The 14,203-nt window shown below is 38.7% G+C and carries 12 protein-coding genes; 3 read left to right on the plus strand and 9 right to left on the minus strand.

Annotation, left to right across the window (positions count from 1 at the left end):
- Positions 1-231: 231 nt before the first annotated feature.
- From V7S75_RS06320 to queA, 6 genes are all read right to left on the minus strand, one after another.
- Positions 232-1,854, minus strand: a complete 1,623-nt coding sequence (locus V7S75_RS06320; protein ID WP_459512341.1) for an NADP-dependent glyceraldehyde-3-phosphate dehydrogenase — start codon at positions 1,852-1,854, stop codon at positions 232-234.
- A gap of 119 nt (positions 1,855-1,973) precedes the next feature.
- Positions 1,974-2,159, minus strand: a complete 186-nt coding sequence (locus V7S75_RS06325) for a hypothetical protein (protein WP_459512343.1) — start codon at positions 2,157-2,159, stop codon at positions 1,974-1,976.
- Positions 2,149-3,330, minus strand: coding sequence for an MFS transporter (locus tag V7S75_RS06330; RefSeq protein WP_459512345.1), 1,182 nt, complete (start codon positions 3,328-3,330; stop codon positions 2,149-2,151). The genes V7S75_RS06325 and V7S75_RS06330 overlap by 11 nt, the downstream gene beginning before the upstream one ends.
- Positions 3,330-5,699: an efflux RND transporter permease subunit gene (locus tag V7S75_RS06335; RefSeq protein ID WP_459512347.1), complete on the minus strand. Its 2,370-nt coding sequence runs from the start codon at positions 5,697-5,699 to the stop codon at positions 3,330-3,332. Before V7S75_RS06335 ends, V7S75_RS06330 begins: the two co-directional genes overlap by 1 nt.
- 3 nt (positions 5,700-5,702) lie before the next feature.
- Entirely contained in the window at positions 5,703-6,395 is a 693-nt protein-coding gene (locus V7S75_RS06340; RefSeq protein WP_459512349.1) for a 2-C-methyl-D-erythritol 4-phosphate cytidylyltransferase, read from the minus strand.
- Positions 6,396-6,414: 19 nt separating this feature from the next.
- Positions 6,415-7,467 (minus strand): tRNA preQ1(34) S-adenosylmethionine ribosyltransferase-isomerase QueA, encoded by a 1,053-nt coding sequence (queA, locus tag V7S75_RS06345; protein ID WP_377976317.1) that lies wholly within the window; start codon positions 7,465-7,467, stop codon positions 6,415-6,417.
- Positions 7,468-7,619: 152 nt separating this feature from the next.
- Here queA and V7S75_RS06350 point away from each other — a divergent pair, with 152 nt between their 5' ends.
- The gene (locus V7S75_RS06350; protein WP_459512352.1) at positions 7,620-8,921 is read left to right on the plus strand and encodes a cryptochrome/photolyase family protein; all 1,302 of its coding nucleotides are present in this window, start codon (positions 7,620-7,622) and stop codon (positions 8,919-8,921) included.
- On the opposite strand, the gene V7S75_RS06355 is transcribed toward V7S75_RS06350, so the two are convergent.
- Positions 8,918-9,658, minus strand: coding sequence for a DUF3108 domain-containing protein (locus V7S75_RS06355; protein WP_459512354.1), 741 nt, complete (start codon positions 9,656-9,658; stop codon positions 8,918-8,920). The genes V7S75_RS06350 and V7S75_RS06355 overlap by 4 nt on opposite strands.
- A gap of 230 nt (positions 9,659-9,888) precedes the next feature.
- On the opposite strand from V7S75_RS06355, the gene recA reads away from it, so the two are divergent.
- On the plus strand, positions 9,889-10,950 hold the full coding sequence (gene recA, locus V7S75_RS06360) for a recombinase RecA (RefSeq protein WP_459512356.1): 1,062 nt from the start codon (positions 9,889-9,891) through the stop codon (positions 10,948-10,950).
- Between the two features lie 42 nt (positions 10,951-10,992).
- Here the strand turns inward: recA and dnaA are convergent, their stop codons facing one another.
- Positions 10,993-12,435 (minus strand): chromosomal replication initiator protein DnaA, encoded by a 1,443-nt coding sequence (gene dnaA, locus V7S75_RS06365; RefSeq protein ID WP_459512358.1) that lies wholly within the window; start codon positions 12,433-12,435, stop codon positions 10,993-10,995.
- 408 nt (positions 12,436-12,843) lie between these two features.
- Positions 12,844-13,698 carry a diacylglycerol/lipid kinase family protein gene (locus tag V7S75_RS06370; RefSeq protein WP_459512360.1) on the minus strand — a complete coding sequence of 285 codons (855 nt, stop codon included), beginning with the start codon at positions 13,696-13,698 and terminating at the stop codon, positions 12,844-12,846.
- Positions 13,699-13,744: 46 nt separating this feature from the next.
- Between V7S75_RS06370 and V7S75_RS06375 the strand changes: the two genes are divergently transcribed.
- Entirely contained in the window at positions 13,745-14,155 is a 411-nt protein-coding gene (locus V7S75_RS06375; protein WP_459512362.1) for a MaoC family dehydratase, read from the plus strand.
- The last annotated feature ends 48 nt before the right edge of the window (positions 14,156-14,203 follow it).

A 14,203-nucleotide genomic window follows, 5' to 3' on the forward strand; every position in this document is an offset into this window, starting at 1 on the left:
GCGACTACCGATAATTTAAAGCCTAAATTGTAATCACGCTGATTGCGCTTTTGAGGTCTGACTTGATCCTCTGATGTATTCTTTTCCATAAGTCGATTTTATGTCAACTTATTTTAGGACGGGACATTGCATACAAAAAAGCCTCGATGAAAATCGAGGCTTTTTTGTTGATTAAAACATTGACTTTAGCAAATGTCTAACGTCCAACGTCCAACGTCTAAAGTCTAACGTCTAAAGGATAAACCTTGTCGAAAGGAAATTAGACTGTTGGTTTTCTACAATCTGATTCACCAAATCCTTGTTCAGTTGGTTAGCTTTTGTAGCAACCACCGTACGGATTGAGAATGAACGTAATGCGGCAGTTACCGACAAAGTTCCTTCAGCTGAATCTTTACGTCCTGTGAAGGGGAATGAATCCGGTCCTCGTTGGCATTGTGCATTAATATTCACACGCGAAACCTGGTTCACGGTTTCATCAATTAAAGCAGAGATTTGATTGACATCCGTTCCGAAAATGGCAACTTGTTGGCCATGTGACGATTCATGAATGTAATCAATCGGCGTTGCGATATCCTCAAACGGTACAACTGGAACCACAGGTCCAAATTGTTCTTCATGCCAAACCTTCATTTTATTGCTTACTGGGTACAATAATGCGGGGAAGAATAAGGACTTGAAGTTTTCGCCTCCATGCTTATTAATGACTTTGGCACCATGTAATTTGGCATCTTCAATTAATTCTTTCAAATAAGCTGGTTTATTCGGCTCTGGAAGTGGTGTGATTTGTACACCTGGTTCCCACATCATGCCAATTTTCAAGGCTTCGATTTTCTCAGCTAAGCCTTTGTTGAACGCTTCTGCCAACGATTTGTGAACGAAGATGATTTTAACCGCTGTACAACGTTGGCCGTTGAACGAAAGGGAACCTAATAAACATTCATTGATTGCCACATCCAATTGTGCGCTTTCTGTTACGATGGCAGCATTTTTGGCATCAAGACCTAAAATGGCACGTAAGCGATTCACTTTCGGGTGCATTTTTTTCAATTTATCGGCAACTTTGGAAGATCCGATCAATGTTAACACATCAATTTTACCTGACTCCATCAATTGTGGAATGATTGAATTTCCGCGCCCATACAAAGTATTAATAACACCCGCTGGGAACGAATCTTTGAATGCCTCCAATAATGGATAATGCAATAAAGTGCCGTGTTTCGGGGGTTTGAAAAGAACCGTATTACCCATGATTAACGCTGGAATCAAGGTAGTAAAGGTTTCATTCAACGGATAGTTGAAGGGTCCCATACATAACACGACTCCTAGTGGAGAACGACGTACTTGGCCGATAATTCCTTCTTCAATTAAAAATGTAGAGGAAGTACGATCTATGTCTTTTAATGCACCAATCGTATCATAAATGTATTGAACGGTACGATCAAATTCTTTTTGTGAATCTCCTAAAGACTTCCCGATTTCCCACATGAGAAGTTTGACAACTTCATCACGCTTTTGAATCATCTTTTGCGTGAATTTTTCCACGCACTCGATGCGTTGGCTTACCGACATCGATGGCCATTCGCCGCGACCATTGGAATATGCTTTTACACCTGCGTATAAAACTTCCATGGCATCTGTTGCATCTGTAATCGGGTAAGAACCAATGCGCTTTTGCTCAAAGCCATTCGCCGTTTGAACATAAATAGGGGACCAAACATCTTGTGTCTTACCAGCCCATTTACGCATTTCGCCATTGACTAAGTACTCACGTTGTTCAATGGGATGTGTTAAATCAAATTCTTTGGGGATATCTGCCGCCTTAGGAAACAGATTTTCTAAATCACTCGCTTGCATATCTTTTGTTAAAAAATTTCTGAATGCAAATTTCTGAGATTTGCATCTTTCAAATAAACCTATGTATTAATTATTTGAATATTACAGCGATAAATTAGAAAAGCACAATATTTAAACGCTTAAAATTCAGTTTTATAAGGGTATTTGCGGCGGATTTTATTCAGTTGGAATTTATATTGCTCAGTAAAACTATTCTCATGCATTTGCTTAAACGCGCTTTCCCAAGCAGTATATAAATTGCTTTCTGATGTATGAAAGGCAACAGGAGCTATGTTTTTACTGATTAAATATTGATCAAATTCCATTTTTTTGCCAGTTTTTGTGATAGTTCAATAATAGGAAAAAAGAGATAAGGGCGAATAGACCTGATATCGCAAAGGGAATAGGGATTCGTTCTTCCAGGCCTTTGTAGATCATTCCCGCAAAAAATGCGCCTAATCCAATACCCACTTCCAAGGCGATATACATGGTTGCCATGGCTCGACCCATATGGTTTTTGTTCGCCAAATCCGTTGTCCATGCCGCCAAGGTTGGGGTGTTAAATCCCCATGCAAAGCCAAATAATACGGCTGATAAGATTACTGTAAAGCTATTGAGCTGGATTAGCATCATGCCCATTGCAGCTGCTAAAACTGCCGATGATACTAACAAAACAGGAATTCGGCCATAGCGGTCAGATGTCTTCGAAAAGAAGATGCGAACAACGATGGATGAGATGGTGTAAATCGTGAAGTATAAGCCTTTGTTATGCCAACCAATGTTTTTGGATATATCTGGTAATAATGTGACCACTACACCTGAAGAAAAGGAAACCAATAACATAATCCAAAAAACAGGAAGGATATGCGGTTCGAATACATCCGACCAAGATATTTTAAATAGTTTGAGTGAGAATTTCGATTTCATGGCGGGAGCTAATGTCTCCTTCATGCGCATTAAAATCAAAATAGATAACAAGGCAAAGACCGAGGAAATCCAAAACATTTCCCGAAGTCCATAGGTTGCCGCTAAATAACTACCGATGGCAGGTCCCATCGACATACCTGTAGCTGTGAAGATTCCAAGCCCACCTTGTGCTTCGCCACGTCGGTTTTCAGGGATGATATCGGCTACATAGGCAGCAGTCGCCGTAGGTTTTGTGCCAGTCGACATGCCATGTAAAAATCGCAAAAATAGAAATCCTTGTACGGTATGAATTAAGGGGTAAAGTCCACCACAGATGAAACAAACAATCGATCCGAAGGCCATGACAGGCACTCGACCAATGTGGTCGGTGAGTTTCCCGGAAAACGGTCGGCTTAAGCCCGCTGTCAGCGTAAATAGTGCAATCGTATACCCGATGTATTCTTTCCCACCCATGCTTGCCAAATAATCCGGCAATTCTGGGATGATCATGGAGAAGCTAGCAGAGAACAAGAAATTACTGAGGCTTAAAAGCCAAAATTGAAGCGTGTATATGGATTTTTGTTCCTCCATTATACTTCTTCGATTAATTCCTCAACGGCTTTTTTATTCATTCCCATTAAAAAGGCTGGCAATAAAATCAAATTACAAATCATGGCCATGAGCAAGGTGATGGACACCAATACGCCCAGGGCTTGCGTTCCTTTGAAGGTAGATGCTGTGAAAATAAAGAAGCCAAAGAACAGAATCATCGCCGTGTAAAACATGGAGACTCCCGTTTTTTGAATGGTAATTTGAACAGCTAGCTTAACGTTTTTCGCATTCTTCAGCCATTCCTCTTTGTACCGTGTGAGGAAATAAATGGTTCCATCGCTCGAAATACCAAAGGCAATTGAGAAGATCAAAATCGTACTCGGTTTCAAGGCAATGTGGAAATAGCCCATTAATCCGGCTGTAATGATTAAAGGAATTAAGCTAGGTAGGGTGGAGATGATGATCATTTTCCAACTCCTAAATAGGAATCCCATCAATACGCAAATTAGGAAGATAGCTGTTAATGTACTCTCAATTAGATTCTTTTGCAGGTATTCCGTTTGGAAAGCATAAATTACCGAATTACCTGTCACTTTAGCGTCATAGACACGTTTGTCGGTTGCAGGTAATATTTCACCTGATTCTACATCTGTCCGGAAAATAGTATCAATCTTTGGTTGGATTTCATCAAATAGCTCTTTCGTTCGAACTGTTCCTACATCAGCCATTTGGAAGCTGATACGCGTATATCGTTTTTCAGCATCTAAAAAGCCATTGAATAGGTTGTTTTTGCCGTTTAAGCTACTGTTGAATTCTTTGAGTTTAGCTAATTCATCGATACCAGGCAAGGTGAAGTATTTCGAATCTCCGCCGCGATAAACTTGATATAAATACTTGGTTGCAGTAAGTAATGAGAGACCTTGTGTGAATTCAGGATATTTGGCAAGCAATTTCTCCGTACGTTTCATTTTAGCCAATATCTCAGGCGTTAAAGCTCTTCCGGGTTCATGGGCATCAATCGACACTTCAAACGGCATAACACCTTTGAAGTGCTTTTCAATAAACTTTAAGTCAGTATAGATGGCATTATCTTGCGGTAAATCATCTACGATGTAGCCCACGGCCTGTATTTTCGTTAGACCATATACCGAGATTCCCAAAATAATGAGAATAATACTGTAGATAAACTTACGGTGACCAAATACCCATGTTTCGATATTGGTTAAAAGTCGGTTTACCCTTTTGGATTCAAAATGGGCTAAATCCTTGGGTTTGGGAGGATTGAGGAAACTAAAGAAAATAGGGATTAGGAGCAATGAAAATAGAAATGTCAACATGACATTCAATGCTGCGACTATCCCAAATTCAACTAACAAGGCAGATCCCGTGAAAGCAAAAACACCGAAACCAATGGATGTAGTTAGGTTAGCCAAAAATAAGGTTCTCCCCACCGTACTCGCACTCTCAATTAATGAGGCCTCCTTATTATGCGTAATCAGGTAAGTCTCGTGGTATTTATTCAATAAAAAGATTGCGTTTGGTACTCCAATGACTACAATGAGCGGAGGAATCAAACCGGATAATAGTGTAATCTTAAATCCGAAAAGAACAATGGTAGCTATTGAGGCAACGATACCAATTAAGATAACGATGAGCGCAAAAAAGACAACTTGAATCGACCGGAAAAAATAGAAGAGAATCAATGAGGTGACCAAAATCGCTAAACCTAAAAACAAGACAAGTTCGTTCGTTACCTGTGCGGTTAATTCCGTTCGGATATAGGGCATCCCAGAAAAATGTAGGGGGTGTTTTGTTTTTTGAACATAGGCATCCCCTAATTTCTTGACATTTTTAACCAATTGAATCCGACCTTTATTGTTGATCGTTTTTTGGTCCAAGGTGATTAACATCATGTGAACCTTTAGGTCTTCCGTAAAAAGGAAATTGCGGTAAATAGGTAAATTCGATAAGGTCGATTTCAAGGAATCAAGCGCTATCTGAGTGCTTGTGGAATCCCCATCGTAAGCCTTTTTTGATTTGAATTGATGTGCTGCACTGTCTAAATATAGCACAGGAAGATTGGGTAAAGCTAAAATCGATTTTATTCCTGCTTGTTTTTTGACATCTCGGTAGAGTTTATTCCAAGCATCAAATTCTGCGGGTGTGAATAAATCGGGGTTTTTCAGGCCAATCACCATGATGTTACCATCTTCCCCATATTTCTTTTTGAACGATTCATACAATTGGAAACGTTCATCCGATTTGGGAAGAATTTTCGCTAGTTCATAGCTTAGTTGTATTTGGCTTGCTTCATAGGCTAAAACGACGGTCAAAGCACTTAAAGCAATTAAAATAGCAATTTTATAGGCCAAAATTTGATTCGCAATCCAATTCCAGGTCTTATTCATAGCTTACTTAGGTTGTTCTAATATCGATTCCGCCACCAGTAAATCTTCCGGTGTCGTAATTTTAATGTTGGTATATTCTCCTTCCATCAAATGAATGCTTTCGCCGTTCGACTCTACAACACTAGCGTCGTCAGTGAAATTGGGAGAATATGTTTGATTGAATGCCTTTTTGAGCGTATTCAATTCGAAAATCTGTGGTGTTTGGATGATTTTTACATCATCACGCAACACGGATTTGAATGCATTTTTCGACGCGTCCCACATCCGGATGGAATCCTTGCTTGACACAGAAACCACGCAATTACCTTTTTCTTGGGCTAATTGAAATGCCTGATTGATCGTTGAGGGAAGGATTAAGGGCCTTACTCCGTCGTGAATTGCGACCCAACAATCATCCTGATCGGCAATGGAATCTAAGCCGTTTTTACTGGAATGAAAACGCGTTTCTCCACCATTTTTTATTTCATGAGGAGTTACCTGATTTATTTCGGGGTATTTTTCACAGAGGGACTTCCAGTAATCAATTTGATTTTCAGGAAGAACGACGATTAGCTTTGTGCTTGGATCTGCAGCTTTGAAAGCCTGCAGCGTATGGAATAAAATGGGTTTGTTTTGAAGAAGCAAAAACTGTTTCGCGACGGCGCTGTTCATTCGCTGACCAGAACCTCCCGCTACAATGATTGCTATTTTTTTCAAAACAAACCCTTTAAAAATGTTAGATGATTAACATCACATCGCCATAACTAAAGAAACGGTATTTCTCTTTAATCGCTTGTTTATATGCCTCTTGAACTAATTCGTATCCGCCAAATGCCGAAGTCATCATCAATAAAATTGATTCTGGTAAATGGAAGTTCGTTAATAAGGCTGTAGGAATCTTGAATTCATACGGAGGGAAGATGAATTTATCTGTCCAGCTATTGATGGGCTTTAAGTGTCCACTCGCTGAAACGGATGATTCCAAGGCTTTCATTACCGTAGTACCAATCGCAAGGACTTGCTTTTTGTTATCGATGGCTGCATTGACAAAATCACATGTCTGTGGTTCAATCATGAAATGCTCCGAATCGGTTTTGTGTTTGGTTAAATCCTCCACGTCAACTTGGCGGAAGGTACCTAAACCTACGTGTAAAGTAATTGGAGAGAATTGTACCCCATTTAATTCCATGCGCTTCATCACAATTTTAGAAAAGTGAAGTCCCGCTGTAGGTGCCGCAACAGCTCCTACATGTTCTGCATATATGGTTTGGAAACGCTCACGGTCATCTTCCGTAGCTGCACGTTTGAAGCGAATTTCATCCGGTAGGGGAGTCTCGCCTAATTCGTGAATCGCTTGCATCAATGCATCATGATCTCCATCATAAAGGAAACGAATCGTCCGACCACGTGATGTGGTATTGTCGATAACCTCTGCAACAAGGTCAGAATCGCCAAAATATAATTTATTGCCCACACGAATTTTACGAGCTGGGTCAACTAAAACATCCCAAAGGCGGTGTTCGCGATTCAATTCACGAAGTAAGAATACTTCAATTTGAGCGCCTGTCTTCTCTTTATTTCCATAAAGACGCGCTGGAAATACTTTCGTATTGTTTGTAACTAATACATCACCATCGCCAAAATAATCGACGATATCAGTAAATTTCTTATGTTCAATGGTTTTTTCTTTACGATTCACAACCATCATTCGTGCATCTTCACGGTTTTCGGTTGGATTTAAAGCGATTAGGCTTTGAGGTAAATCAAATCTGAATTCAGATAATTTCATTCGGATGGGTTTATGTTAAAGGCTGCCAAAAGGTTTTTTGCCTAGGGCAGAAAAATTGGAATTACAAATATACACTTTTCAAGGGGGGCTTGTCAAGACATATTTTTTAAACAATTAAGTTTGTGGCTTGTTAGCATTTAAAAACAGGTAAAGTGAAGCAAAAAATATCAGTATTTTGGTTTAGAAGAGATTTGCGATTAGAAGATAATCATGGATTGCATGAGGCTTTAAAAGGTCCTTGGCCCGTTTTGCCTATTTTTATATTTGATCCTGCCATTTTAACGAAGTTAAATTCAAAGGCAGATGCACGCGTTGAATTTATTTTGAATGCTATTCAAGATTTACAAGTTAAATTCATTGCCAAAGGTTCTTCTATTCAAGTTTTTCATGCAAGTCCATCGGAGGCTTATGAGCAATTAGCCGACCAATATGACATACAAGCGATATTCTGCAACCATGATTATGAGAAATATGCAGGTCTACGCGATGGTTTGATTCAATCATGGGCTGTGCAAAAAGGTATTCAGTTTTCGGCATTTAAAGACCAGGTTATTTTTGAAAAGGATGAGGTTCTTAGTGGTCAAAATACCCCTTACACCGTTTTTACCCCTTATTCAAGGAAATGGAAAGAGAAGTTGGCTCAAAATCCCATTCAGGTTTATCCATCTGAAAGTTTGTCGAACTATCTTTCTATCGAAACACAATTACCTACTTTGGAAAGTATAGGTTTTCAAAAGGCAGGTTTATCGTTTCCGGGTAAAGAAGTTGCGAATCCATTAATTCAAGCCTATCAAGCACAGCGCGATTTTCCTGCTAAAAATGCGACTTCACGCTTGTCGGTGCATTTACGTTTCGGTACAATATCCATCCGATCCTTGGTTAATCAAGCTGTTGGGCTTTCGGAAACCTGGTTAAATGAATTGATTTGGCGTGATTTTTACTTTAATATTTTATTTCATTTTCCGCATGTTTCGGATGGTCATGCATTTCGCAAAGAATATGATCGTATGGAATGGCGAAATAATGAGGCAGAATTTGAAGCATGGTGTTCAGGCAAAACGGGCTATCCGATTGTGGATGCAGGCATGCGCGAATTAAACTCGACAGGTTTTATGCATAATCGGGTTCGGATGATTGTGGCGAGTTTTCTCGTGAAACATTTGTTGATCGATTGGCGCTGGGGGGAAGCTTATTTTGCTGCCAAATTGATGGATTTCGACTTTGCGGCCAATAATGGCGGTTGGCAATGGGCCGCAGGCTGTGGTTGTGATGCTGCGCCTTATTTTCGGGTTTTTAACCCCACTTTACAAACGCAAAAATTCGATAAGGAATTGGCCTACATCCGCAAATGGGTACCTGAATTTCAGGAATTGAACTACCCACAGCCGATTGTCAATCATGAATTTGCCCGTGCGAGAGTCTTGGAGGCCTATAAAAAGGCTTTGGATCGTTAATAAATCTTTTTACCCTGGATTTTGTACTCGGTCAAATCGATCGACAAAAATCCAATTTTGAGATTAACTTCCATTTTGAAGGGAATTTGGTATTTGTCTCTGCTGATCCAGAGGCGGATGGCATCTTCGTCCTTGAATAGATTGTTTTTAGGGAGAACAAGTGAGGTTCGGATACATTTGACAGGTCCCAAATCACTGTTGACCGTTTCAAATCCCTTAACTATAAACCAAATTTCATAAATACTTCCATCCACAAGTACTTTGGCGCTTAGTTTTTCGCCAATATTCATTGAAGCTAATTCTTTGTTACGCAAATAAAAATAGCCCCCGATAAGATCTAAGGTTGCGGGACTGATGGACATAATTTTGTCGACAGGCGTATTTTGGGGAGAATGTATTTTTGCTTGACCAGAATCTTGCGAAAAATATACCTGTTCTTGTTTGCGGTATCTGCCTTCTCTTTTGCGCATTTCGGTTTTAATAGGCATCAGGGTATTGATGTCTAAATATGCCGACCAATAATCTTCAACGGGCGCAAATAATTTTAGCCAAGTGACAGTTTGGCCTAAAATTTCCACTTTTCTACATGCGTGATTGTTAATGGTTGTAATTGAATTGCTTGTCTTGACACTGGCCATGGCAGCCTCAATAAAGCCCAAATGAATGCGATAGTTTAATTGCTCATTAGCTTGAAAGACGGGAATTTCCTGTGCTAGTATTTGAAAGTTCAGTGACAAAATTATCCCATAAAAAAACAAATTAATTGATAAGATTTTTTGATATGTTTTCAATGGGCTAGTAGACTAAGATTTTATAAATAAATGTATTAATTTTTAGTGTCAAATCTTATACGAGATTATCAACTAATTTGATTAAAGTTTAATGTCAATTAACTATTTTTGTTAGGATTTATCGAAGGGTAAATCTAGTGAAAATTAGATTATTCAAAATTATCAATAAATATAACATGGCAAAACAATCGGAAGGCGCTCAAGGCTTAGCAGCTGAGAAATTAAAAGCGCTTCAGACTACGTTGGAAAAATTAGATAAGGCATATGGTAAAGGTACTGTTATGCGCTTATCAGACAGTAAAGTGATGGATGTGCCGGTTATATCCACGGGTTCATTGGGATTGGATTTGGCGTTGGGAATTGGTGGTGTGCCACGTGGACGAGTCGTTGAGATTTATGGACCTGAATCTTCGGGTAAAACAACGTTGACGATGCATTGTATTGCGGAAGCACAAAAAGCAGGTGGAATTGCGGCATTTGTGGATGCGGAGCATGCGTTTGATCGTTCATATGCGGAGAAGTTAGGTATCGATACAGAGAATTTACTTATTTCTCAACCGGATAATGGTGAGCAAGCATTAGAAATTGCTGAGCATTTAATCAGTTCAGGTGCCATTGATATTATTGTTATTGACTCCGTTGCAGCCTTAGTTCCGAAAGCGGAGATTGAAGGTGAAATGGGGGATTCTAAAATGGGTTTACAAGCTCGTTTAATGTCACAGGCATTACGTAAATTGACAGGTACAATCAATAAAACGGGATGTTGCTGTATTTTCATCAACCAATTGCGTGATAAGATTGGGGTGATGTTTGGTAGCCCAGAAACAACTACGGGTGGTAATGCATTGAAGTTTTATGCGTCAGTTCGTTTAGATATTCGTAGAGCGGGTCAAATCAAAGAATCAGCTGATTCGATTACGGGTAACCGTACACGTGTTAAAGTGGTAAAAAACAAATTAGCACCTCCATTCAAGGTGGTAGAATTTGATATCATGTATGGTGAAGGAATCTCGAAGGCAGGCGAAATCTTGGATTTGGGTGTTGATTTAGGTGTGATTGATAAATCGGGTTCATGGTTCTCTTATAACGGCAATCGTTTAGGACAAGGCCGTGATGCGGTGAAAGATTTAATCAAGGATAATCCTGAATTGATGGAAGAGATTGAGGCAAAGATTAAAGAAAAGGTGAAAGGGGATGATTCTGCTTTATTGGATAAAGAAGCGATTGCTGCTGAATAATTATTTAGACTAGTAATAAAAAAAGAGGCTTCGGCCTCTTTTTTAGTTTAAAGCGATATTGAATCGATTAAATAATTTTCGAACTGTTTTTTCAACCGATTTGTCTGTCTCCATCGCTTCTGAGATGGATTGAACTGCGTGAATGACCGTACTATGATCACGTCCTCCAAAATGATAGCCTATCGATTTCAAGGGAAGGTTTGTGAGTTCTTTCAACATATACATGGCAACTTGGCGAGGGAATACCGTTTCTTTCTTGCGGCATTTACCCGTTAATAGTTCCATATCTACATCAAAGTGGGTTGTAATAGCCTCGAGGATATTGTCAACACTTAGTTCTTTCTCTTGATCATTTACGATGCTCTTCAGTGTCGATTTAGCAAGTTCTAAATCGATCTCTTTACGTGTTAGCGAGGCTTGGGCCATCAAAGAAATAATCACGCCTTCTAATTCACGCACATTGGTTTGAATCGAATGAGCTAAATACTCAAGGACATCAAAATTGATTTGAATGCCGTCGTCTTGTAACTTTTTCTGAATAATTGCAATCCGAGTTTCAAAATCCGGTTGTTGCAAATCTGCTGTTAAGCCCCATTTGAAACGGCTAAGCAGTCGATCTTCCATGCCTGCTAAATCCCGAGGAGCTCGGTCAGAAGACAAAATAATTTGTTTTCCAGATTGATGTAAATGATTGAAGATATTGAAAAACGTTTCTTGCGTTTTCTCTTTTCCAGAAAGGAATTGAACGTCATCAATGATTAATACGTCAACTTGCAAATAGAAATTTGTAAAAGTTTCAATCGAGTTATTGCGAATGGCATTTACAAATTGGTTGGTAAATTTCTCTGTAGATACATACAGGACAAATTTATCCGGGAATTGATTTTTAATCTCATTTCCAATGGCTTGAATTAAGTGTGTTTTACCTAATCCAACACCGCCATATATCATAAGCGGGTTAAATGAGGTTAAACCAGGCTTATTTGCGACTGCCATACCTGCAGCACGTCCAAGACGATTACAATCTCCTTCAATAAATTTATCAAAGGTATATTTGGGGATTAAATAGGAATCTAATTCCAATGAATCTAAATCCTTGAACTGAAATGGGCTATTGGGCGCTTGAGCTTGTTGTACAGTATCGTTCCTGTAAGGACTTGAGCTAGGACTAGCACTTTGTTGGTTAATAGTAGGTAGATTGAATGTCAAAGGTGGGTTTTTGCGATCACCTTTGTCTACGACAATCGAATACTCCAACATGCCTCGTTTCCCAACAGTCTGATCAATGGCTTTGCGTAATGTACTTACAAAGTTTTCTTCGAGCCATTCATAGAAGAATTGAGAAGGTACTTGAATCGTAAGGGTATTGTTGGCAAAACGAAGCGGTACAATCGGGCTAAACCAGGTCGAAAATTGTTGTTCAGAAATATCCCCCCGGATGATTTCTAAACATTTGTTCCACAATTCTTTTACCTCGTTATGCATCTAATTTGTACGCGTTATTATTTTTTTTGAGTCAACAGTTTCTTTTGGTTAAGCTATTCCATTATAGAATGGCTGGACCTTTTTTATAAATTTTCTTCGTAATGGTAGGGTACTACTAAAAACTAAAAAGTTTTTATTGAGCGGGGAGACAAAAATAGTAAAATTCAGGGGTGTTGCAAATTCGAAAAAATATATTTTTCTGAAAATAGGCAAGATAAAATTTGGACCTAAAAATTGTTCAACAATACTGCCGTTCTGAGGGCTTTGTGCTTGAAAAAATCAAATAAAAAAAAACGAAATATTTTTGAATAAAAATCGTATTTGAAAAAGCTAAAAATAGCTTTATATTTGATATTTTGATTGTAATCGATTGATATTGAGGTTTTTATGTTAATTGTTGTCTGTTTATTATGGATGGACGATCAATAATTTTTCTGGAAGTAGTTCAATGTTAATGACTTCCGACTCAGTTTGTAAACTTTCTCCATCTAAATGATAATAACTTCCAGGTTTACATGAAAATTGAAGTGATTTAGCTTGTAGAATCTCGACTAAAGCATGTCGATGAATTTGTTTAGAAAATAGGCTAATTCCAAGTTGGGCTTTTTGCCATAAATTGCCATTTTTTATTTTAACTATTTCAAAAAGAGCATCTTGTAAATTTGAAAGCGGTGAAATATATGCATTATTCCCAAACTGATTTGCATTAGCAATTGTAAATGAAAAGTAGTTTTGGGCAAGGTTTGAATCAAAGCGGATTTCGGTGGTATTGTAAGTGCTGATTGCTTTTAAGCTAGCTTTGATATAGTTAAATAGACCACGGCCATTGCCTTCGTGAAATATAGCTGCAACATAAGCATCAAAGCCTATGCCTGCCGTACAAAAAAATGCTCGATTGTTCCACCCTAATACATCTATAAAGTTTGCCTTCCCATGGAGAGCAATTTCTAATGCTTTTTCTGTATTCATGGGAATCTTGAGATGTCTCGCTATTCCATTGCCTGAGCCCAAAGGAATAATGCCCATGGGAATTTCTGTACCCTTTAATGCATTTCCTACTTCATTTACGGTCCCGTCGCCACCAATGGCAACGATTTTTTCAGGATGCTGGGGGATGAGTCGATTGATTAATTCTTCCGCATGATTAGGGTATTCTGTCAATAACAGGGTAGAATTCGGAATCTTTTGTAATGTATTTATCAACTTTTGTCGATATCTATTACTTTTGTTGCCGGCGTTCGGATTGTAAATAAAATAAATCATGCAGTGATTTTTATGCAATTTACCGCCATTTTAGCAAATAATGTATATGAATATGATCAAAGTAGGTGATAGTTATGAAATTGAATTTTCATTTACACAAGACCAAGTAAATGATTTCTGCAAAATATCAGGTGATTTCAATCCTTTACATTGGGATGAAGCTTTTGCGGCGACAACACCCTTCAAGAAGCCTATTATTCATGGAGCCTTGATCGCAAGTGTGTTTTCACGTGTCATGGGAATGGAATTCCCGGGTTCTGGGAGTGTTTACTTAAAACAAGTTTCTGAATTTAAACGCCCTTTGTACGTAGGGCAGACATATCAAGCAAAGTTCGAAGTGGAATCAGTAAATGAGATTAAGCACACGGCTGAGATAAAAACACAAGTTTTTGAAATGGAACGTGGCAAATTGATGGTCGATGGAATTGCTTCCGTCATGCATGCAGAACTTTTTTAATATGTATGGACATAAAAAAAAGCCCGATGTCGGGCTTTTTTTTATTGC

The sequence above is a fragment of the Aquirufa sp. TARAVU-A1A genome (assembly GCF_054558675.1).